The following is a 19,677-nucleotide window of genomic DNA, read 5'->3' as shown; positions in this document are numbered from 1 at the left end:
AGGGTCGCGGCATGCCTGATGACGAGACGACGGTTGAGGGTGCGGCGCACGCGGTGCACACGGTGCACGGCGGTTCGCCGCGGGACGGTTCGGGGCCGGGCGCCGGGGGGCTGGAGGGCCCGGACGGGTGGATACCGCTGCCGGGGGCGGCGCTCGATCCGGCCGACCGGGCGTACCTGCTGGACGCGCTGACGGTCCAGGTGCGCGGCGGGTTCCGCGAGGACGACCTGATTCTGGCGGAGTTGGACGACCTGGTGATGTCGGCCCTGGACGTCGACGACGCCGCGCTGGCCCGGCTGGTGGCCGAACTCGTCCCCTATGCGCGGGAGTTGCTGCGCCGGGAGCGGGCGGCGGAGGAGTCGTTGGAGGGGGCGACGGCCAACGACCTGATCGACCGGGCGTTCGCCGAGCTGCGCGCGGAGCGCATCGTCGCGCTCCAGAACGCGGGGCTGACGATCTCGGACTGCTGGTCGGACGCCGAGGAGGAGGCCGGGGTGCTGGCCGACGAGATCCGGGACGCGGAGGAGGAGGCGTCCTGGGGCGACGGTGACGCGGCAGCCGAGCGCGACGGCGGCGCGGAAGACGGAAAAGGCGACTTCGGCGACGAGGGCGGGTCCCGGTGGGGCGGGGTGCGCGGGGCGGTGTTCTACCACGGCCAGGATCTGGCCCGTGCGGTGCGGGGCGAGGGGCTGTACCTCGGGTTCGGGGCGTTCGCCGAGGACGGCGAGGACGCGGCGGACATGGCCGTGCGCAGCCTGGCGGTGGCGCGGACCGCCGTCGACGTCCTGGCCCGCCACGGTGTGCCGGTGGAGTGGGACGGGACGGTCGAACAACGGTTGTTCGTCCCGCCGTTCAACTGGCGCCGCAGGCGGTGGACGAGGCCGCCCGCAAACTGAACAGCCGTTCACAAACCGCGGGCCGCCGCCCGGTTCGGCGGAGGCGGTTGACGCGCGGCGCCGACTGCGCACCGACCCCGGCCCGCGCAGGGTGGCGCCCGCCGCCCGTGCGCCGTCCCGTATCCGGACTGCGCCGTCGTCAGACGTGTTCCATGACGATGACCGCGCTGGTTCCCGGTTCGAGGGCGTGGAAGATGTGCGGGGCGTCGCCGGGGTAGGTGACGTAGTCGCCGGGGCCGAGTTCGACGGGGTCGTCCGCGGGGCCGACGAGGGCGCGTCCGGCGCCGACGACGACGTGTTCGACGCTGCCGGGGTTGTGCGGCTGGGAGGTCCGCGGTGCGCCGGGCTCCGCGGTGATGCGGAAGATGTCGCGGCGGGCGTTGGGCGGGCAGGAGGCGAGCAGCGTGGCGGCGTAGTCCGCGCGTTCGGAATAGGTGACCTGCCCCTCGCCCGCGCGGACGACGCGCACCTGCGCCTTGGGCGGGTCGACGAGGCGGCTGAACGGTACGCCGAGGGCGACGCCGAGCGACCACAGGATCTCGACGCTCGGGTTGCCGGAGCCGGACTCCAGTTGGGAGAGCGTGGACTTGGCGATGCCGGCGCGGCGGGCGAGTTCGGTGAGGGACAGGCCCGAGCGCTCGCGTTCGCGGCGTACGGACGCGGCGATCTGCGCGACGACGTCCACGCCGGGTGCGGCCCCGGCGTCCCGGCGTCCCGCGGCGGCCCTGCCGGCGGCCGCGTCGGTCGGGCGCTTGTCGTGCGCGGCGGCGGCGTCCCGCCCCGGGGGATTCCCCATGCGTTCGCTCCAGAAGTATTTTCGTTCGCCTTGACGAACAGCAGCGCGTGTGTTCATCCTACGGGACATGCGTTCGATATGGCGAACACTCGATCGCGGCACCGCCCGCGACATCGCCCTGGTCTGCCTCGCCGACGCGCTCGTGGGGGCCTCCTTCGGCGCGATCGCCGTGTCCGGCGGGCTCGACTGGTGGGTGCCCGTCCTGATGTCCGTCGTGGTGTTCGCGGGCGGCGCCCAGTTCGCCGCCATCGGCGTCGTGCTGTCCGGTGGCGGCGCGACCGCCGCCGTGGCCACCGGGCTCGTCCTCAACGCACGGCTGCTCCCGTTCGGCTTCACCGTCGCCGACACCCTCGGCCGCCGCGCCCGGACCCGCGCCCTCGGGGCCCACCTCACCACCGACGAAGGCGTCGCCTTCGTGCTGCGCCACCGCGACCCCGCCCTCCGCCGGGCCGCGTTCTGGGCCTGCGGCATCGCCCTGTTCGCCGCCTGGAACCTCGCCGTCGTGGTCGGCGCCGCCGCGGGCAGCACGATCGGCGACACCGACGCCCTCGGCCTGGACGCCGCCTTCCCCGCGGTCCTGCTCGCCCTCGTCCGGCCCACCCTCGCCGCCGAGCCCACCACCCGCAACGCCGCACTCCTCGGCGCCGCCGCCGCGGTCGCCGCCACCCCGTTCCTCCCCGCGGGCGTCCCCGTCCTGCTCGCCCTCACCGGCCTCGCGGTCGCGGTACGCCGCCCCCGCCGTCTCGCCCGCCGACCACACCGCAACGCCCGGCCCGGTAAACCGGACAGTCCCGACCGCGACCCCACCGATCCGACCGATCCGACCTGGCCGACCGCCCCCACCGGGCCGACCACTCCTACCGCGCCCGGGGCGCGCCCGGAATCCGCCGCGCCGGCCACGTCCCCAGCACACCCCGCCCACCCCAACCCCCCCGGGGAGACCCGCCCGTGATGCCCCTCGCCGCCATCGCCGTGCTCGCCGCCGGGACGTTCGCGTTCCGGCTCGCCGGGCCCCTCCTGCACGACCGCGTGCATATCCCGGACGAGGTGCAGCGCCTCCTCGCCGTCGCCGCGACCGTGCTGCTCACCGCGCTGGTCGCCGCCGCGGCGTTCACCCAGGGCCACGGCTTCGCGGGCTGGGCCCGCCCGGCCGGGGTCGCCGTCGCCGCGCTGCTGGCGGTCCGCAAGGCGCCGTTCCCCGTGGTCGTCATCGCCGCCGCGGCCACCACCGCGCTGCTCCGCCTCGCCGGGGTCCAGTAGACGCCGCTCACCCGCACCGCTCACCACTCACCGCGCGCCCCGCGCGCCTCAGGCCGGCGCGGCCGCCTCGGGTTCGCCCCGCCGGGCGGCGGGCGAGGCCCCCTCGACGGGCCCCGAGGAACCGGAAGAACCGGCAGAACCGGCAGAGCCCCCGGGGCCGCCGTCGTCGACCGGCCTCGCGGCGTCCCGCTCCGGAACCGTGAACAGCGGCAGGAAGATCTGCACCAGCGGCCCGATGCCCAGGGCGTACACGACCGTCCCGACGCCCACCGAACCGCCCAGGACCAGGCCGACCGCCAGCACCGTGACCTCGATGCAGGTCCGCACCAGCCGCACCGACCGGCCCGTGCGGTGCACCAGGCCGGTCATCAGTCCGTCGCGCGGCCCCGGGCCCAGGCGTGCGCCGATGTACGCGCCGCCCGCGACCGCGTTCAGCACCACCGACGCGAGCATGAACACGACCTGCCACGCCAGGCCCTCGGCCCCCGGAGGCACCCGCAGCGACGCGGCGACCGAGAACCCGATCACCACCACGTTCGACACCGTGCCCAGGCCCGGGGGCTGCTGCAGCGGACACCACAAAAGGAGCACCGCCGCCCCGACCACCGCCGTGACCATGCCGAAGCTCAGCGGCGTCCGCTCCTGGAGCCCCTGGTGGAACACGTCCCACGGGTCCAGGCCCAGACCGGCGCGCAGCATGAGCGCCATGCTGAAGCCGTACAGCGCCAGACCGGCGTACAACTGCACCAGCCGCCGACCCCAGTACCAGTCCACCCGTCCCGCCCTCCCGCACAACAGGCTCCCGAAAAAGAGCCACTGGTGCGAGAATGGCCGCAACTGGACCTCTGATCCATGGCCAATTCCCCAGGAGTGGACTGATGACCGCCCAGCACCTCACCGTCAGCAGCGCCCGCCTGGCCGAGCTCCTGCACCCCTGGCAGCACCCCGCCGGCCCGCCCGGCGCCGGCGGCCCGCACACCCCCGCCTACAAGGCCCTCGCCGACCGCATCCGCGCCCTCGTCCTCGACGGCCGCGTCCCCCTCACCGCGCGCCTCCCCGCCGAACGCGGCCTCGCCGACCGCCTCAACGTCTCCCGCACCACCGTCGCCGCCGCGTACGACATCCTGCGCACCGACGGCTACCTCGTCTCCCGCCGCGGCTCCGGCTCCTGGACCGCGCTGCCCACCCACCGGCCCGACCCGCCCACCCGCGCCCTCGTGCCCAGCTCCGTCACCGGCACCATCGACCTCGGCGTCGCCGCCCTCCCCGGCCCCGGCCGAGCCCTGCACCGCGCCGTCGCCGACGCCACCGACGCCCTCCCCGCCTACACCACCGCCCACGGCTACCACCCCGCCGGACTCCCCATCCTCCGCGAGACCCTCGCCGACCGCTACACCCGCCGCGGCGCGCCCACCACCCCCGACCAGATCATCGTCACCAACGGCGCACTGTCCGCCTGGGTCCTCCTGCTGCGCACCCTCCTGCACGCCGGGGACCGCGTCGCCGTCGAGTCACCCACCTACGCCAACGCCCTGGAGTCCGTCCGCGCCGAAGGCGGCCGCCCCGTCCCCGTGCCCATGGCCGACGACGGCTGGGACCTCCCCGCCTGGCACGACGCCCTCCGCGCCGCCAACCCGCGCCTCGCGTACGTCATCCCCGACTACCAGAACCCCACCGGCCACCTCGCCGACACCGCCACCCGCCGCCGCCTCATCGACCTCGCCCGCGCCACCGGCACCACCCTCGTCGCCGATGAGACCTGCGCCGACCTCGCCCTCGACACCCCGCCCGACGGACGCCCCGCACCCGTCGCCGCCCACGACCGCAGCGGCACCGTCGTCACCCTCGGCTCCGCCTCCAAGTCCTTCTGGGGCGGCCTGCGCATCGGCTGGATCCGCGGCACCCCCGACCTCGTACGCCGCCTCGCCACCACCCGCGCCGGACTCGACGTCGCCGCACCCGTCCTCGACCAGCTCGTCCTGCACCACCTCATCGCCGACCACGAGGACGCCATCCTCGCCGAACGCCTCCCCGGCCTCCGCACCGCCCGCGACAGCCTCGCCGCCATGCTGCGCACCCACCTCCCCGACTGGACGTTCGCCACCCCACCCGGCGGCCTCTCCCTCTGGGCGCACACCGACACCCTCTCCACCACCGTCCTCGCCGAGGCCGCCGCCCGGCACGGCCTGCGCCTGGCCCCCGGCACCCTGTTCAGCACCACGGGCGCGTTCGAGCGGCACGTACGCCTGCCCTACACCCTCGACGAACCCACCCTCGCCGAAGCCGTACGCCGCCTCACCCTCGCCGCCGCGGAAACCGGCCGCGCCCGCCCGGACGCGGGGCTGACGGCGTCGTTCGCTGGGTGCGTGGCGTAGAGCCCTCCTCGCCCCCGCGACGGCACGCGGCGAGGGCGGCGGACCATGTGGGGCGGACATTGTGCGGCGTAGCGGAGAAGACGGCGGTCACGTTCCCGTGCGCGCCGGAAGCCGGGCCGCGAAGACGACGCAGCTCCCGGAAGCGGCTTCGCGCGCGGCGTGACAAGTGCCGAACGATCCGTCGTGCAGCCGGGCGGCGCTGCCCGCGGCGCCGAGCTCGGCGAACAGGATCCGGTCGTCGGCGATGGAGAGCCGTGCGGGCAGCGCCTGCCCCGGCCGCGTGCCGGGGACGGGCCGAGTCGCGTGCGGGCGGAGCGGCCCGGGCCGGCGCACGGTCCACGGCTGTCCGAGCCGCTCCGCGTTCAAGCCGCGCCGCGTCGCGAGGCGCCCGGGAGGCGGCCGGCCCCGGCGCGCCGACCCGGCGAACAAGACGGGCGAACAAGACGGGCGAACAAGACGGGCGAACAAGACGGGCGAACAGGACCGGCGAACAGGACCGGCGAAATGCGGCGGGCGTGCGAACGCGCGTGCGCGCCCGGCCCGTTCGCGGGCCAACCAGCCGTGGCCGCGGTCCGATCACCCCCGCACGGAACCGCTCCCGCCCCAACCCGTCCTCCGGGTAAGCCGGTTCGGCAGCGCGGCACCAGGACCGGGAGGGGCCGCGCGCATCCCGGGGACGTGATCGGCGGGTTCCGTCTCGCCCGCAGACGACGCCACCGACACGGTCGCGGACCGGACGCTCTTCACCCCGCCGCGGGCGATGGAGCCCCGTCGTCCCGGGGCCGGTTCGCCCCCGGTGCCTGGGGCGCGGCGGATCCGCGCCCCTGCGCCGCCCGACCACGACGCATCCCACCGGCGTGCCGGGGCGACGAAACGCCTGGGCGGCCGCCAAACCCTCCCACGCCATCGCGCACGACCCGGCCAAGCGGCCCACCGCGCGCGAACTGGCCGCCGGCTGCCCGTTGATCCGCGACGCCGTCCACCTCGGCGAGGGCACATCGGCCCGCCGGCCCGCCGCCCGGCTCGCATCGCCGCTCCGGTGGACCTGCCCGCCGCCTTCTCGGCAACGTCCCGCAAATCCGCCCCCTGCGCTGCCGGTTCCGCCGTCCGGTCGCGGACACACGAAAGGGTGGACATTACGCCGACCGATGGGCGATCCGCCGCCACCCGCCCGGACACTTGCCGCACCCGGCCCCGCCCTGACCAGCACAGACACCACATCACCCCAGGTCAAGGCACTGTTGACACCGCGCCTGCCCCGCCCGCTACGTTCGATCACGTCCACCGCAGGACGACCGACCGGGAAATCCTTCCCGGGCACCGCGCACGCGACCGGGCCCCGGTGGCCGCCAGGCCACCCACCGCCAGACCCGGCATCGCACGCGCGGCAGCCCCGGGAAGCCGCCACCGTGCGGCTCGCGGCCGTCAGGGCAGCACCCGTGCGCCTGCCTTGCCGTCCACGAGCGCCGACCCGACGGCCGGTGCGACCCGGGTGGGACCCGGCCGCCCAGTAGACAACGGCCCCGCGACCCGCAGCCAGCCGGTCCGGAGCCGGCCCGAAGGGCGACCGGTCCCACCTGCCGAACGCGCGCGCCCGCACGGTCCCCGTCCCGCGACCGGCACACCCCGAACGCGGAACACGCCGCCCGGGTACGCCTGCCGGCACCCGCCGCGCCCGCCGCCCGGGCAGCCGCCGACCCCCGCAACCGCCGCACTCCCACGCCGCCTCCTGCGCCCCCGGCCCAGGCCCGCGAAACCCCGGGACCCGCGCGGACGTTGTAGCGTACGCAGCCGTACCCGACCACAACGGAACGTGACCGCCGCACACCGCCGCGCCCCTGGCCCCGACCGCCGGCGGCCCCGCGGCACGCGGTCGCGCGAGGAGAGCATGTGAGCGCCCCCGACGAGCAGAAGCAGGACACCCCCGGCGACTTCGGCGACCTCGGCAAAGTGCTCGTGATCATCCCGACCTACAACGAGTCGGACAACATCGCCGGAATCGTCGGCAGGCTCCGCGCCGCCGCGCCCGGCGCCGACGTCCTGATCGCCGACGACAACAGCCCCGACGGCACCGGCGACGTCGCCGACGGTCTCGCCGCCCACGACCCGCACGTCCAGGTGCTGCACCGCAAGGGCAAGGAAGGCCTCGGCGCCGCCTACCTGGCCGGGTTCCACTGGGGGATCGACCGCGGCTACGACGTCCTGGTCGAGATGGACGCCGACGGCTCCCATCAGCCCGAGCAACTGCCGCGCCTGCTGGAGGCGGTACGCGACGCCGACCTCGTCCTCGGCTCCCGCTGGGTGCCCGGCGGCGCGATCGTGAACTGGCCGGCGTCCCGCAAACTGCTGTCGCGCGGCGGCAGCACGTACTCGCGGCTCATGCTCGGCCTCGACCTGCGGGACATCACCGGCGGGTTCCGCGCGTTCCGCCGGGACACCCTCGTCGGCATCGACATGGACTCCGTCGCCTCGCAGGGCTACTGCTTCCAGGTCGACCTGGCCTGGCGGGCCGCGCGGCGCGGCTACCGCGTCGTCGAGGTGCCGATCACCTTCGTGGAACGCGAGCGCGGCGACAGCAAGATGAGCCGCGCCATCGTCGCCGAGGCCCTGTGGCGCGTCACCGCCTGGGGCACCGGACACCGCCTCGGCCAACTCCGCGGCGCCGCCGCGTCCCGGCTCCCGCGCGGCGGAGCGTCCCGGAAAACCGCAGGCGAGGACGACCCCGGGAACACACCGGCCCGCTGACGCGTCTACCAGGGGGAGGGGCGATCCACCGCGCGGCCGCCAACCGCGCACCCGGCACCGCCCCCACCCCGGGCGCTCACCACCACCCGCGCCCGCCACGCACCTCGAACCACGCACACCGCACGACCGCTCCCGGCACCCGGCCGGGACGGCCCACCCGGACCGTACGCACGGCCCGCCGTCACCGGCCCCGGGACCGGAAGGGAGCCCCCGACACCATGCGCCGCGCCGCGATCCTGCTGCCCCTGGTCGCCCTGCCGATCCTCGAAATCTTCCTGATCAGCCGCGTCGGCAGCGCCATCGGCGTGGGCAACACGATCCTGCTGCTCCTCGCCGGCGTCGTCCTGGGCTCCCTCGCCATCCGCTACGAGGGCCGCCGCGCCCTCAACCGCCTCGCCAACGCCGCCGCCGCGAACGCCGGCCCGAACGCGACCGTCTCCGCCGTCCCCACCGCCGAGACCAACAAGGCCGCGGCCGACGCGGGCCTGGTCGTCCTCGGCGGCATCCTGCTGATCATCCCGGGCTTCCTGTCCGACGCCCTCGGCCTCCTGTGCCTCCTGCCCTTCACCCGCCCCCTGCTCCGCCGCGCGATCGGCGGCGCGGTCGGCAGCCAACTCGTCCGCCGCACCAAGTTCGGCACCGCAGTAGGCCAGGCCCGCCACATGCAGGACCAGATGCGCATGCACGCCCCCGACGGCCGCGTCGTCCCGGGCGAAGTGGTCGAAGGCAGCGTCGTGGACCAAAACGGCGCCACCGTCTGGCACCCCAACGACCCCCACAAGGACAACCAAGACCCCGGCCGCCTCCCCGGCTAGGGCACACAGACGTCCCCCACCAAAAGCCGACCGGCTCCCGGCTCCGCGCGACTCAGAGGCCGAACGGCGGTTCACGTGCGCAGGCAACACGCGGACCCGTAGTTGTGCGCCCGGCACGCAAGCCCGCGCACACCCCCGCCGAAGATCCCTCCACACCGCGGTGTGGAACGCCATCTCGTGTCCGTGCACAACGTTTCGCGGGCGTTCCTGTCGGATCGATCATTGATGGCAATGCTGCGCGATCCGAAGGATGGTCGGCATGACCCGACCTGATCTGCACGTCCTGCTCGACCGTTTGGCGGACAAGGCCCTGCGGCGGGAGACCCCGGACCGCGACGAACTCCTCGCCCTCCTGGACGTCGAGGACACCGACATCCTGGACGTCGTGGCCGCCGCGTCGCGCGTCCGCCGCCGGTACTTCGGCGTCCGGGTGAAGCTGAACCACCTGGTCAACATGAAGAGCGGGCTGTGCCCCGAGGACTGCACGTACTGCTCGCAGCGCCTTGGGTCGTCGACCGACATCCTCAAGTACTCGTGGATCAGCGCCGACGAGGCCGCGGCCGCGGCGGGCAAGGCCGTCGCGGCCGGCGCCAAGCGCGTCTGCCTGGTCGCCAGCGGGCGCGGGCCCGGCGAGCGCGACATCGCTCGCGTCGGTACCACGATCGGCGCCATCAAGGCCGCGGCACCGGACGTCGAGGTGTGCGTCTGCCTCGGCCTCCTTCAGCCCGGCCAGGCCGAACAACTGCGCGAGGCAGGGGCCGACGCGTACAACCACAACCTCAACACCAGCGCGGAGAACTACCGCGAGATCTGCTCCACGCACACCTTCGACGACCGCGTCGAGACGGTCGACGCGGCCACGACGGCGGGCCTGTCCCCGTGCTCGGGGGCGATCTTCGGCATGGGCGAGACCGACGACGACGTGATCGACATCGCGTTCGCCCTGCGGGCTTTGGACCCCGACTCGGTGCCCGTCAACTTCCTGATCCCCTTCGAAGGCACCCCACTGGGCACCCGCTGGGACCTCACCCCACATCGCTGCCTGCGCATCCTCGCGCTCTTCCGCTTCGTCTTCCCCGACGTCGAGGTCCGCCTCGCCGGAGGACGCGAGATCCACCTCCGCACCCTTCAGCCGCTGGCGCTGCACATCGCGAACTCGATGTTCCTCGGCGACTACCTCACCAGCGAAGGCCAGCCCGGCTCGCACGACTTGGCCATGATCACCGACGCGGGCTTCACCGTAGAAGGCACCGCCGAGCGGACCCTTCCGGCGGCCCACCACGATCTCGTGGCGACCCGCAAGCGCGGCACGGGTACCACCCTCCCCACCAACACCTGACGCAAAGCCAAGTCCCCCGCGGGTCCGGCGGTTCCGGGAACGGTTCCGGGAACGGTTCCGGGAACGGTTCCGTGACCTGGGTGCGGTTGACGCGGATCTGGGGCGCGGCCTGCCCGGTCGGGCGTCGCCGCAGCGTTGATCGCGGACGGTCGTACTGCGGCGCGGCGCCTGGACGCGGTGCTGCGCGCCGCGCCCGACGCTCGCGCCCGTGGCGGTCTCGTTGGGGGCGCGTGACGCGGGCGGGGTGAGTGCGTTGCGCGGGTCTGTGCCCGGGACGTCCTAGGGTGAGGCGATGCGCAGACTCGTGTACTACGTCGCTCAGAGCCTTGACGGCTACATCGGCGGACCGGACGGCGACGCGTCCTTCCTCCCGCACGACGGCGACCACGCGGCGCTGGCCGCGGAGTATCCCGAGACGGTACCGTCGCACGTCGCGGAGGCGGCCGGGCTGGACACGACGCCGCGGTTGTTCGACACCGTGCTCATGGGGAAGGGCACCTACCTGGCCGGGGGCGTCCCGTCGCCGTACCGGCACCTGCGGCAGATCGTGTACTCGCGCAGCCTGTCGCAGGCCGCCGACCCCGGTGTGGAGATCGTCGCCGACGACCCCGCCGCGCACGTACGGGCGCTCAAGGCCGGGCCCGGCGGCCCCGGCAGGGACCTGTGGCTGTGCGGCGGGGGCAGCCTCGCGGCGGCGCTCCGCGACGAGATCGACGAGTTCCACCTGAAGATCTACCCGGTCCTCGTCGGCTCCGGGACCCCGCTGCTGAACGGGCCGTTCGCGGTGCACGGCCTCACGCTGACGCACAGCCGGACGTACCGGGACGGCGTGGCGTTCCACGTCTACGCCCGCCGCCCCGCCGACCCCGCGGCGGAATAGGGCCCCGCTACGCCCCGGCGCCGCCGTGGAGGACGGCGAACAGCCCTCGGACGCGCGGGCCTTGCGGGTCCGGGCGCCAGTGCCCCGCGACGTGGCCGGTCGCGCCGTCCGGGGGCGCGGGGGCGCCGTCGGGTACGGCGCGGAGGGCCCGGTGGAGGTGGATGACCGGGCCGTGCGGGCTGCGCAGCTCGGTGCCGTCCGGGCCGTCGGCCGCGACGGACCCGGACGCGAACGCCGCGGCGAGGTCGCCGCCGGCGGCGTACGTGCGGGTGACCTCCGGGTCGGGGGTGTCGCTCGCACTCTGGTCCTGCGCCTGGACGCGGCCCGCGATCAGCGCCGCCAACTGGCCGACCAGCACCGGGTCGTGGCAGCCGTCGTACGCCCAGCGCGGGCCCAGCACGCCGTGCTCCATGGTGCCGACGAGCGCGTGTTCGGCCCCGTCGAGGGGCGCGCCGCGGTAGGTGAGCGGGATGAGGTAGGCGGCTGGGGAGGCCGTCCCGGCGCCGATGGTCCCGGCGGCTGCGGAGGTGTGGGACGTGTCGGTGACGACGAGGAATTCGATGCCGACCTCACCCCGCGGATCGTCCAGCCGGAAGCCGCCGGCCCGGGTCAGGTCCGGGGTGCCGAGGCCTCCGGCGTACCAGGGGCGGTCGGGGAGCCACGCGGTGAGCAGTTCGAGCTTGGTGGGGGTGAGGGTGGTGTGGTGGATGACGGCCATGCGGGCGGGATCCTCCGTTCGGCGCACGCGCGCTCGGTGTGCGCGGGTCCCGCCAGCTTCTCATCCGGCGGCGAGGCGGCAGCGGCGCGCGCCGGGCCCGGAGGGAGAACGGCCTGTGCTGCCAGGCGGTTTGGGCCAAAACGCCGGTGGGCCCGCCGCGAACCTCGTGGTTCGGGGCGGGCCCAAAGGGTGTTCAGGTTGTCGGCGGTCGGCTGTCGTTCGTAAGGGCGGCCGCCTGCCCGGTGGTGGGCGGCGGCCGTCGTCGGCGGTGGGTCGTCGGCCGTCAGGCCGTCTTGCGGTTGTCCCGCGGGTCGTGGTGCAGGTCGATGCCTCCGGAGCGGAGGACGGCGAGGCGCTCGGCGAGGACCTCTTCCAGCTCCTCGCGGGTGCGGCGCTCCATCAGCATGTCCCAGTGCGTACGCGCGGGCTTGTTCTTCTTCTCCTCCGGCGGGGCGCCGTCCACGAGCTGGGCGACCATGCCGCAGCTGCGGCACTCCCAGACCGGGGGGATCTCCGCCTCGACGGAGAACGGCATCTCGAACCGGTGGCCGCGGGGACACGCGTACTCGACGGTCCGACGCGGGGCCAGGTCGATTCCACGGTCGGTCTCGTAGCTGGTGGCGCCGAGGCGCGTGCCGCGGAGAGCTCGCTCACTCATGAAATCGTGCCTCCTGGGCTTGAAGTCCACTGCGACAGCCGTGGCTGCCTGTTCGATCGATCAACGTGCGGAGGGCCCCGAAGATTCCCGGTGGTGCCGGGCACCGCGGTGCCGGGGTCCGCGTCGCCCGGGTAACTACCCGCATTCGGGCTTTTCATCACATCTCGGATGTTCCACCGAGGCATCCGGGTCAACGCCCGACCGGACGGCCCGGCCGCCGAGCACCGGACGGCGGCCCGACCAGCGGTGCGACCCGAGGCCCGGACAGGCGGGTGCGGCCCGCGAGCCCCCATAACATACAGAACCCGTCGAACAACGATCAAAATGCGACACTCTTGGGCGAGACGTCCGGCACCCGCCACAGACAACGCCCCCACCCCCTCACCCCGGCTCGACCAACTCCGCCCACACCACTTTCCCCGTGTCCGTCGGACGCACCCCCCAGTCCGCCGCCAGCGCCGCCACGATCATCAGCCCCCGGTGCCGCTCGTCCCCCTCCGCCGCCGACAGGCGCCGCGGCAACCGCCCGTCGTGGTCCGCCACCTGCACCACCAGCCGCCCCGGACGGTGCCCCAACCGCAGCTCCATCGGCGTACGCGCGTGCTCCACCGCGTTCGCCACCAGCTCCGTCACCACCGAGCACGCCGCCTCCCCGAGCCCCGGCAGCCGCCACTGCGCCAGCACCGACCGCACGAACCCCCGCGCCTCCCGCGCCGCCTTCGCCGTCGGCGGCAACTCCAGCGCCGCCGCCCGCTCGCGCCCCTCCCGCGCCCGCACCAGCAGCAGAGCCACATCGTCGTGCTCCCGGCCGGTCAGCATCCCGCCCATCAGCCGGTCGCACGTGTCCTGCACACCGTCCGGATTGCGCGCCGCCCCGCCCACCTCGGCCGTGAACAACTGCAACCGCTCCGTCAGCGACACGTCGTGCCGCTCCACCAGCCCGTCCGTATACAGCAGCAGCCGGTCGCACGGGCGGAACACCACGTCCGCGTCCTCGAACGCCGTCCCCTCCACGCCCAGCGGAACACCCAGGTCGTCGTCCAGCAGCCGCACCCCGCCGTCCGCGCCGATCAGCGCCGGCGGCAGATGGCCCGCGTTCGACCACCGCACCGAGTCGTGCCACGGGTCGTACACCGCGTACACGCACGTCGTGATCTGGTCCTCCGCCCCCATCCCGGCCATCAGCCGGTTCAGGTGCCGCATCACCTGCGCGGGCGGCAGGTCCATCACCGCGTACGCCCGCACCGCCGTCCGCAACTGCCCCATCACCGCCGCCGCGGCCAGCCCCCGGCCCATCACGTCGCCGATCACCAGCGCCACCCGCCCCGCGGACAGCGGGATCACGTCGAACCAGTCCCCGCCCACCTGCGAGCCCCGCGCGCCCGGCAGGTAGCGGCACGCGATCTCCAGCGCCTCGATGTCCGGCAGCTCCGGCGGCAGCAGCGAACGCTGCAACCGCACCGCCGTGTCCCGCACACTCCGGTACAACCGCGCGTTCTCGATCGCCGCCGCGGCCTGCGACGCGATGCCCAGCGCCAACTGCTCGTCCCGCTCGGTGAAGATGTCCGGCTTCGAGTGCGAGAACGCGAACGCCCCCAGCCCCTTCCCCTCCCGGCTCACCACCGGCACACCCAGGTAGCTGCGCACCGGCAGCGCCTCCGGGTCCACCGCCACCGGCGCCGCGTGCCACCGCCCCGGATGCTCCGCGACGTCCCCCGACCGGACGACGTCCTCGGCCAGGTGCGCGGGCGTCAGCCGGACCCCGGGATCCGGCAGCAGCGGATGCGCCGAGTCCCCGCGCGCCGCCGCCGCGTGCCGGATGTCGTCCAGCCCGTCGTCGCGGTCGCAGTCCCGGTACAGCAGGATCCCGTGCTCCGCCGCGATCACCTTCGTGGCCGCGTCGGTCGCGGTCTGCACGAGCTTGTCCAGGTCCAGCTCCCGGGTGAGCTGCTGCCCGACGCCGTACAGCGTCTCCACGATGTGCGCCTCCTGCTCCAGGCGGCGCTGGTTGATCCGCAGCTGCTCGGCCTGCGTCCGCACCCGCCCCCGATACGTCTCGACCGTGCGGGCCTGCTCCACCGTCGTGTCCTCGGTGGCCGCGAGCAACTGCTCCAGCGCGTCCAGGCGCGCGGCGGCCATCTGCCCGGTGCGCGGCGTCGGCACCGGCGTCTGCGGGGCGGGCAGCAGCGCCAGGCGGGTCGCGGCGGTCAGTCCGCGCAGCGCCTCGGCGGCGGCGGCCGGGATGTGGTGGCCGCTGTAGAGGAGTACGGCGAACAACTCGCCGTCCGGCAGCGTGCCCGCGTACCCGAGCACCGTCCGCGTGCCGTGCAGGGCGGCCATCTGGTCGGGGATGTGCGCGATGGCGTGGCGCACCGCGTCGGCGTCCTGCGCGGGGTCGGCGGACGAGGCGGTGTGCGGCGGCGGGAGGTGCGCGTTCGCGGGAGCGTGGACGGGTGCATGCGCGAGCGCCGGGAGCGGTGGGGGCAGCAGGGGCGGGGGTGGCGGCGGGAGCGGGACCAGGTTCGGGGCCGGGGGCGGCGAGGAGGCGAGTTCGGGGCCGTGGTCCGGCGGGTCCTCCGAGGGCTCTGAGTCCTCCGGGGAAGGATCGCCGCGCGCCCCGGTGTCGGGACGGACGCCCACGTCCGGGGCGTGGCGCGCCGGCGTCAGCGGCACGGTCTCCGGCAGGGTTGCGGGGACGGTCTCGGTGACCGTGTCGCCGATCGCCTGGCCGATGGTCTCGCCGACGGTCTCGGGGGCCGCCTCGAAGGCGGTCCCGGCGGTCGTGCCGGCGGTGGTCCCGGCCACGGCTCCCGGAGCGGTGACGCCGAACGACAGCGCGGCGCCCGGCGGCGCGGGGATGGGCAGCGGGGGGATGGCCGCAACCACCGTCACCGTCGCGGGCGCGCCCGCGTTGTGCACCGAGCTCCCGGCGCGCGACCCCGGAGAGTCCGAACCCTGACGGGTTCCCGCGCGTGCGCCGACGCCCGCCGCAAGACTCACGCCGTCGGCGGTGCCGTCCGCCGGAACGACCATCGGGGCGACAGCCGAGTCGATACTCGGCGCAGCGGCCGAGCCGACGGCTGCCGGGACCGCCACGACCGACGTGGCGGTGTCCGACGCGGTAGCCGGCGTCCCCGGCTCCGAGAGCGCGAGGCCCGCGGGCAGCCCCGGAGGACCGGGCGGCCTCGACCCCGCCTGCGGACCCCCGGGCGGTACGTCTCCCGGTCCGTCCCCGAGCCCGCCCGCACGCCCGTCCGCCACGTCCTCCGCAGCCCCCGGCGCGCGCAGTGCCGGGACGCCGCCGCGCGGGGTCGCGTCTCCGCAGATCCCCAGATCGCGCAGCACCGCGTCGAGTGCGGGATGCAGCGGTGCGGGCGCGCCGGGCCCGGCAAGGGGGATCAGGTCGGGGGCGCCGGGGTGCCCGGGCGTGAACTCGCCGTCGCCGGAAAGGAGTTCGAGGACGCGGTCGCCGGGATCCCCGCCTTTGGGGCGGGCAGTGGCGTACACGCGCACGAGGCCGATCTGCGGCGTGCCGGCCCCCGGGTCCGCGAACGCCCCCCGGAGGAGGCGGGCCAGGGCGCGGGCGGCCTCCTCCGGCGTCGTCGCGGCGGCCGTGGCCTGCCGCAGGTCGGAGCCGCAGACCACGAGGTCGCTGGCGGTGAGGTTCGCGAGGTCGAACACGGGAGTCCACGTCCTCGGCTGCGGTCCGGGGCGGTGCGTCGGTGGTCCATCATGGCGCGGGGCCGGTCCGGTGCGCGCGGTTTGGCGTATTGAATCCCGCTTGGGCGAGAACGGTCTGATACGGACGCATTACGACGCCGGCCTCCGCACCCGCACCGCCCGCACACCACCCATGCCGTGTCGCTCTGGACCCACCCGTGCCGCGCCGGGCCCGGACGTGCCGTGGCCCCGCGAGGAACATCCTCCCGGGGCCACGGCCGCGACCAGCACACTTCGCGGTTATTCACTCGAACGGACTACATCCGGCGGTCGTTTCCGGAAGGGGAGCTGCCGGTGTCGGACCGGTTTCCGCCCGGATGCGATCACCCGGTGCCCGACGCCGGGTCCGTCCGCGCCTGGACGTCCCACCCGCTCCACCCGACCGGGGCCGTCCCGTCCCGCCCCCGCGCGGCGCCGCCGCACGCGTCGGGCAAGGCAGCCGCATCGGGTCCCTGCCTCAGTGCGACTTGACCAGCGACGGCGCCGAACCACCCGTGTCCGACCTGCCGTTCGTCACCGGCACGGTGCCCTCCGGCAGCCCGCCGACCGCGGCGGCCCCGCTCCCGGCACCGCCGCTCCGGAGCACGCCGCCGCCGGTCCCGAGGCCGCCGGTCCCGAGGCCCGTGCGCAGGACCAGGTCCGGCAGCAGGTCCAGGATCCGCCGCCGGTCCGGCTCGGGGGTGTCGTCCTCCAGCGGGTCCGGCGTGTAGGGGGTCTGGAGCCGGATCACCGGCCCCGCGCCGATCCGCGCGTACCCGCGTCCCGGCGGCATCGCGTCGCCGCCCGCGATGCCCGGCGCCGCGCCGAGCGCCGCGACCAGCGTGTCGGCGTCCAGCGGGCCGAGCGCGATGCGGGTGTGCGTCTCGCCGAGCAGCCCCGGGTGCAGCCGGGCAAGCTGCGTCGGCCGCGCCGTGGTCACGACGCTGATGTGCGTGGTACGGCCCAGGCGCAGCGGCAGGTCGAGGAGTTCGTAGACGTCGGACGCGGACGCCCCGGCGGCGTCGGCCAGTTCCGCGGGCTCGTCGAGCAGCACCAGCAGCGGCCGGCGCGCGTCGTCGGGTACGGGGGCGCCGGCCGCCTTGGCGTCCGAGATGGCCGCGGCCCGGCGCGCGGTCTCGGCGTGCAGCCACGTCAGGGTCTCGCGGACCTGCTCGGCGGTGGAGTCGACGCGCAGCACGCCGGCCCGTCCCGCGAGGTAGGCGAAGTCGCCGGACCCGGTCGCGTCGATGGCGATCAGGTCGCCGTCGCGCAGCGCCTGGAGGGCGATGGTGCGCAGCAGGGTGGTCTTGCCCGAGGCGGGTCCGGCGACGGCGAGCAGGTGCGGCGCGTTGGTGCGGGTCCCGGTGCGCCAGATGACGGGCGGGAGCTGCTGGACGTTCGCGGCGGGCGGCGGGACGGTGCCGCCGGGCGCGGCGCCCGAGGGGGCGTCCGGGGTCTTGGCGACCGACACGCCGGGCGTTCCCGCACCGGGGGGCGCGGGCGCCGGGGACAGCGGGGTCATGGACACCGGGATGAGGCGGTTGGTGGAGCTGGCGTCCGTGAACCCGAGGACGATCTCGCACGGCGCGGTGACGTAGTGCTGCGCGGGGACGGGGCCGGGGAGCGGCGGGAGGGCGGCGACGGTGAGCCGGTTGTTCTCGGTGTCCCAGTCGTACAGGTACTCGCGGGCGCGTCCGGCCTTGGCCTCGATGACGCGTTCGATGCGGGCTCGGGCGTCGGGGTCGTCGTCGGTGAAGTAGGGGGAGTAGCGCAGTTCGAGGCGGGTGAGGCGGTCGCCGTCGAACTCGTGGTGCTCGAACGCCTTGGCGTACTCCCCGCCCGGCCTGAACAGCCCGGCCGGGTCGTGGTCGTCGGCCAGGTGCGGGACGAGCCCGTTGTAGACGGCCTGGAGGCGGCCGTCGCCGGGCGGCGGCCCGGGCGGGGGCGGCGGCGTGCGGTCGCGTCCCATCCACGCGGCGCCGGCCATGAGGGCGCCGAGGGCGAGGAGCGGGCCGAACGGCAGGAAATAGAGCAGGACCGCGGAGACGGCGACCCCGACGGCGGCGGCCTTGCGCTTGTCGGGCGGGGCCTCCTTCCACCACGCGCGCGCCCACGCGGCCTCGCGGCGCAGGCCGCGGCCGAGGTGGAGCAGCGGGGAGAACATGTCGCGGGCGTGGTGGCGCACGCGGCCGAGGTGGGCGCGGCTGTTGCTGAGTCCGGCCCGGGTCGCGTGCAGGCCGCTGCGGGTGGCGGCGGCGACACGGCGGGGCAGGGCGGGCGCGGTGGGCGGCAGGGGGGACGGCACGGGGGCTCCTGGGGCGGCAGGGGTCTGTTGCAGGGGGCTGCTGGGTGATGCGCGGTGGTGCGGGTCCGGATGTCCGGGGTACGCGCAAGGCCCCGGCTCGTCGACGAGCCAGGGCCGGGTACGCGGGTGCCGCCGTGGGCGGGCGGCTCCGGACGTGCCGTGCGGGGGGCTAGAAGTTCAGCCCGCCGAGGAGGCTGGCCAGGCTGTTGCCGCTGGCCGTGATGTGCGGGGCGATGGCGGTGCTGGCCAGGTAGAAGCCGAAGAGCGCGCAGACGAGGGCGTGCGAGATCTTCATCCCGTCCTTGCGGAAGAACAGGAAGGCGATGACGCCGAGCAACAGGACTCCGGAGATGGACAGGACCACGGTGACTCCTGGGGGCGGTGCACGGGGTGTGCACATGGTGTGCGGGTGGGGACGACGGCGATCGCACGACGCCTTGGACACGAATGTCACAAACATCACAGAAAGTGGTCTTATCCTTACAAATGGTGAAGCCGATGCAACCCGTCAAATGGGTTCAAAACGCACAAATCGCACCCGCTCCCCGCTGACCGGCGGGATTCCCGGCCCCACCGCCCCCGCACGGAAGCCACGGCGAGTCCACCCGTACGGCCCAACACCCGCCCGCACCGCGACGACTCGGGGGCGACTTCCGTAGGGTTGGCCCCGCGCCGGACACCCGGCACCGGGAAGACAACGGCGACCGAGGGACGTGAGAGCGGGTGGCGGTCCGATGACGGTTCTCCTGGTGGTGCACCACAGCCCGTCCCCGACCCTGGCCGAACTCCTGGAGTCCGCCCTCGCCGGGGCCCGCGACCCCGACATCACCGGGGTCGAGGTCCGGGTACGCCCCGCCCTCGTCTGCTCACCGGTCGAAGCCCTCGAAGCCGACGGCTACCTCCTCGGCACCCCCGCCAACATCGGCTACATGTCCGGCGCCCTCAAGCACTGGTTCGACCAACTGCTCTACCTCGACGCCGAGGGCGCCCGCCGCAAGCCGTACGGCCTCTACGTGCACGGCAACAGCGACACCGCCGGAGCCGTCCGCTCGGTCGAGACCGCCGCCGCCGCGATGGACCTGCGCCGCGTACGCCCGCCCGTCGAGATCACCGGCCCCGTCACCAAGGACGCCCGCGAGGCCTGCACGGAGCTCGGGGCCGTGGTGGCCGCCGAACTCATGGAGTAGCGGG

17 protein-coding genes are annotated in these 19,677 nt (G+C 75.0%); 9 read left to right on the top strand and 8 right to left on the bottom strand.

What is annotated here, in order from left to right; all coding sequences use genetic code 11:
• Window positions 1-11: 11 nt before the first annotated feature.
• Window positions 12-896: a DUF6891 domain-containing protein gene (locus ACRX5S_RS03810; protein WP_436771278.1), complete on the top strand. Its 885-nt coding sequence runs from the start codon at window positions 12-14 to the stop codon at window positions 894-896.
• A gap of 139 nt (window positions 897-1,035) precedes the next feature.
• Here ACRX5S_RS03810 and ACRX5S_RS03805 read toward each other — a convergent pair whose 3' ends face one another.
• Window positions 1,036-1,692, bottom strand: coding sequence for a helix-turn-helix domain-containing protein (locus ACRX5S_RS03805; protein ID WP_436771277.1), 657 nt, complete (start codon window positions 1,690-1,692; stop codon window positions 1,036-1,038).
• Window positions 1,693-1,759: 67 nt separating this feature from the next.
• Here ACRX5S_RS03805 and ACRX5S_RS03800 point away from each other — a divergent pair, with 67 nt between their 5' ends.
• Both ACRX5S_RS03800 and ACRX5S_RS03795 read left to right on the top strand, forming a co-directional pair.
• Entirely contained in the window at window positions 1,760-2,644 is an 885-nt protein-coding gene (locus ACRX5S_RS03800) for an AzlC family ABC transporter permease (RefSeq protein ID WP_436771276.1), read from the top strand.
• Window positions 2,644-2,952 (top strand): AzlD domain-containing protein, encoded by a 309-nt coding sequence (locus ACRX5S_RS03795; protein WP_436771706.1) that lies wholly within the window; start codon window positions 2,644-2,646, stop codon window positions 2,950-2,952. Before ACRX5S_RS03800 ends, ACRX5S_RS03795 begins: the two co-directional genes overlap by 1 nt.
• A 48-nt stretch (window positions 2,953-3,000) precedes the next feature.
• On the opposite strand, the gene ACRX5S_RS03790 is transcribed toward ACRX5S_RS03795, so the two are convergent.
• Complete coding sequence (locus ACRX5S_RS03790; protein ID WP_436771705.1) at window positions 3,001-3,660, bottom strand: YczE/YyaS/YitT family protein; 660 nt, start codon at window positions 3,658-3,660, stop codon at window positions 3,001-3,003.
• A 170-nt stretch (window positions 3,661-3,830) separates the two neighbouring features.
• On the opposite strand from ACRX5S_RS03790, the gene ACRX5S_RS03785 reads away from it, so the two are divergent.
• Complete coding sequence (locus tag ACRX5S_RS03785) at window positions 3,831-5,327, top strand: PLP-dependent aminotransferase family protein (RefSeq protein WP_436771275.1); 1,497 nt, start codon at window positions 3,831-3,833, stop codon at window positions 5,325-5,327.
• Between the two features lie 87 nt (window positions 5,328-5,414).
• Here the strand turns inward: ACRX5S_RS03785 and ACRX5S_RS03780 are convergent, their stop codons facing one another.
• Window positions 5,415-5,693, bottom strand: coding sequence for a hypothetical protein (locus ACRX5S_RS03780; protein WP_436771274.1), 279 nt, complete (start codon window positions 5,691-5,693; stop codon window positions 5,415-5,417).
• 1,524 nt (window positions 5,694-7,217) lie between these two features.
• Between ACRX5S_RS03780 and ACRX5S_RS03775 the strand changes: the two genes are divergently transcribed.
• The 4 genes from ACRX5S_RS03775 (at window position 7,218) to ACRX5S_RS03760 (ending at window position 11,106) form a co-directional block, all read left to right on the top strand.
• Window positions 7,218-8,072: a polyprenol monophosphomannose synthase gene (locus tag ACRX5S_RS03775; protein ID WP_436771273.1), complete on the top strand. Its 855-nt coding sequence runs from the start codon at window positions 7,218-7,220 to the stop codon at window positions 8,070-8,072.
• 218 nt (window positions 8,073-8,290) lie between these two features.
• A complete protein-coding gene (locus ACRX5S_RS03770; protein ID WP_436771272.1) occupies window positions 8,291-8,887 on the top strand; it encodes an FxsA family protein in 597 nt (198 codons plus the stop codon).
• 259 nt (window positions 8,888-9,146) lie between these two features.
• Window positions 9,147-10,226 carry a biotin synthase BioB gene (gene bioB, locus ACRX5S_RS03765; RefSeq protein ID WP_436771271.1) on the top strand — a complete coding sequence of 360 codons (1,080 nt, stop codon included), beginning with the start codon at window positions 9,147-9,149 and terminating at the stop codon, window positions 10,224-10,226.
• 292 nt (window positions 10,227-10,518) lie between these two features.
• Window positions 10,519-11,106, top strand: a complete 588-nt coding sequence (locus tag ACRX5S_RS03760; protein ID WP_436771270.1) for a dihydrofolate reductase family protein — start codon at window positions 10,519-10,521, stop codon at window positions 11,104-11,106.
• Between the two features lie 7 nt (window positions 11,107-11,113).
• Here ACRX5S_RS03760 and ACRX5S_RS03755 read toward each other — a convergent pair whose 3' ends face one another.
• From ACRX5S_RS03755 to ACRX5S_RS03735, 5 genes are all read right to left on the bottom strand, one after another.
• Window positions 11,114-11,824, bottom strand: a complete 711-nt coding sequence (locus ACRX5S_RS03755) for a maltokinase N-terminal cap-like domain-containing protein (RefSeq protein ID WP_436771269.1) — start codon at window positions 11,822-11,824, stop codon at window positions 11,114-11,116.
• A gap of 283 nt (window positions 11,825-12,107) precedes the next feature.
• Entirely contained in the window at window positions 12,108-12,482 is a 375-nt protein-coding gene (locus ACRX5S_RS03750) for an RNA polymerase-binding protein RbpA (protein WP_281472244.1), read from the bottom strand.
• A 381-nt stretch (window positions 12,483-12,863) separates the two neighbouring features.
• On the bottom strand, window positions 12,864-16,163 hold the full coding sequence (locus ACRX5S_RS03745; protein ID WP_436771268.1) for a SpoIIE family protein phosphatase: 3,300 nt from the start codon (window positions 16,161-16,163) through the stop codon (window positions 12,864-12,866).
• 496 nt (window positions 16,164-16,659) lie between these two features.
• Window positions 16,660-18,486 carry a hypothetical protein gene (locus ACRX5S_RS03740; RefSeq protein WP_436771267.1) on the bottom strand — a complete coding sequence of 609 codons (1,827 nt, stop codon included), beginning with the start codon at window positions 18,484-18,486 and terminating at the stop codon, window positions 16,660-16,662.
• 169 nt (window positions 18,487-18,655) lie between these two features.
• Window positions 18,656-18,850 carry a hypothetical protein gene (locus ACRX5S_RS03735; RefSeq protein WP_358356814.1) on the bottom strand — a complete coding sequence of 65 codons (195 nt, stop codon included), beginning with the start codon at window positions 18,848-18,850 and terminating at the stop codon, window positions 18,656-18,658.
• 370 nt (window positions 18,851-19,220) lie between these two features.
• Between ACRX5S_RS03735 and ACRX5S_RS03730 the strand changes: the two genes are divergently transcribed.
• Window positions 19,221-19,673, top strand: a complete 453-nt coding sequence (locus ACRX5S_RS03730) for a flavodoxin family protein (RefSeq protein WP_436771266.1) — start codon at window positions 19,221-19,223, stop codon at window positions 19,671-19,673.
• Window positions 19,674-19,677 lie beyond the last annotated feature (4 nt).

It is taken from the genome of Yinghuangia sp. YIM S09857 (assembly GCF_051388915.1).
Classification (GTDB): Bacteria; Actinomycetota; Actinomycetes; order Streptomycetales; family Streptomycetaceae; genus Yinghuangia.
The sequence above is the reverse complement of the archived record's forward strand: the minus strand, read 5'-3'. Positions and strand labels throughout refer to the sequence as shown.

Excerpts from the sequence above, each read along its gene's own strand:
- ACRX5S_RS03810 (WP_436771278.1), top strand. The coding sequence starts at position 12 with ATGCCTGATGACGAGACGACGGTTGAGGGTGCGGCGCACGCGGTGCAC.
- ACRX5S_RS03805 (WP_436771277.1), bottom strand. The coding sequence starts at position 1,692 with ATGGGGAATCCCCCGGGGCGGGACGCCGCCGCCGCGCACGACAAGCGC.
- ACRX5S_RS03800 (WP_436771276.1), top strand. The coding sequence starts at position 1,760 with ATGCGTTCGATATGGCGAACACTCGATCGCGGCACCGCCCGCGACATC.
- ACRX5S_RS03795 (WP_436771706.1), top strand. The coding sequence starts at position 2,644 with ATGCCCCTCGCCGCCATCGCCGTGCTCGCCGCCGGGACGTTCGCGTTC.
- ACRX5S_RS03790 (WP_436771705.1), bottom strand. The coding sequence starts at position 3,660 with ATGGCGCTCATGCTGCGCGCCGGTCTGGGCCTGGACCCGTGGGACGTG.
- ACRX5S_RS03785 (WP_436771275.1), top strand. The coding sequence starts at position 3,831 with ATGACCGCCCAGCACCTCACCGTCAGCAGCGCCCGCCTGGCCGAGCTC.
- ACRX5S_RS03770 (WP_436771272.1), top strand. The coding sequence starts at position 8,291 with ATGCGCCGCGCCGCGATCCTGCTGCCCCTGGTCGCCCTGCCGATCCTC.
- bioB (WP_436771271.1), top strand. The coding sequence starts at position 9,147 with ATGACCCGACCTGATCTGCACGTCCTGCTCGACCGTTTGGCGGACAAG.
- ACRX5S_RS03760 (WP_436771270.1), top strand. The coding sequence starts at position 10,519 with ATGCGCAGACTCGTGTACTACGTCGCTCAGAGCCTTGACGGCTACATC.
- ACRX5S_RS03755 (WP_436771269.1), bottom strand. The coding sequence starts at position 11,824 with ATGGCCGTCATCCACCACACCACCCTCACCCCCACCAAGCTCGAACTG.
- ACRX5S_RS03750 (WP_281472244.1), bottom strand. The coding sequence starts at position 12,482 with ATGAGTGAGCGAGCTCTCCGCGGCACGCGCCTCGGCGCCACCAGCTAC.
- ACRX5S_RS03730 (WP_436771266.1), top strand. The coding sequence starts at position 19,221 with ATGACGGTTCTCCTGGTGGTGCACCACAGCCCGTCCCCGACCCTGGCC.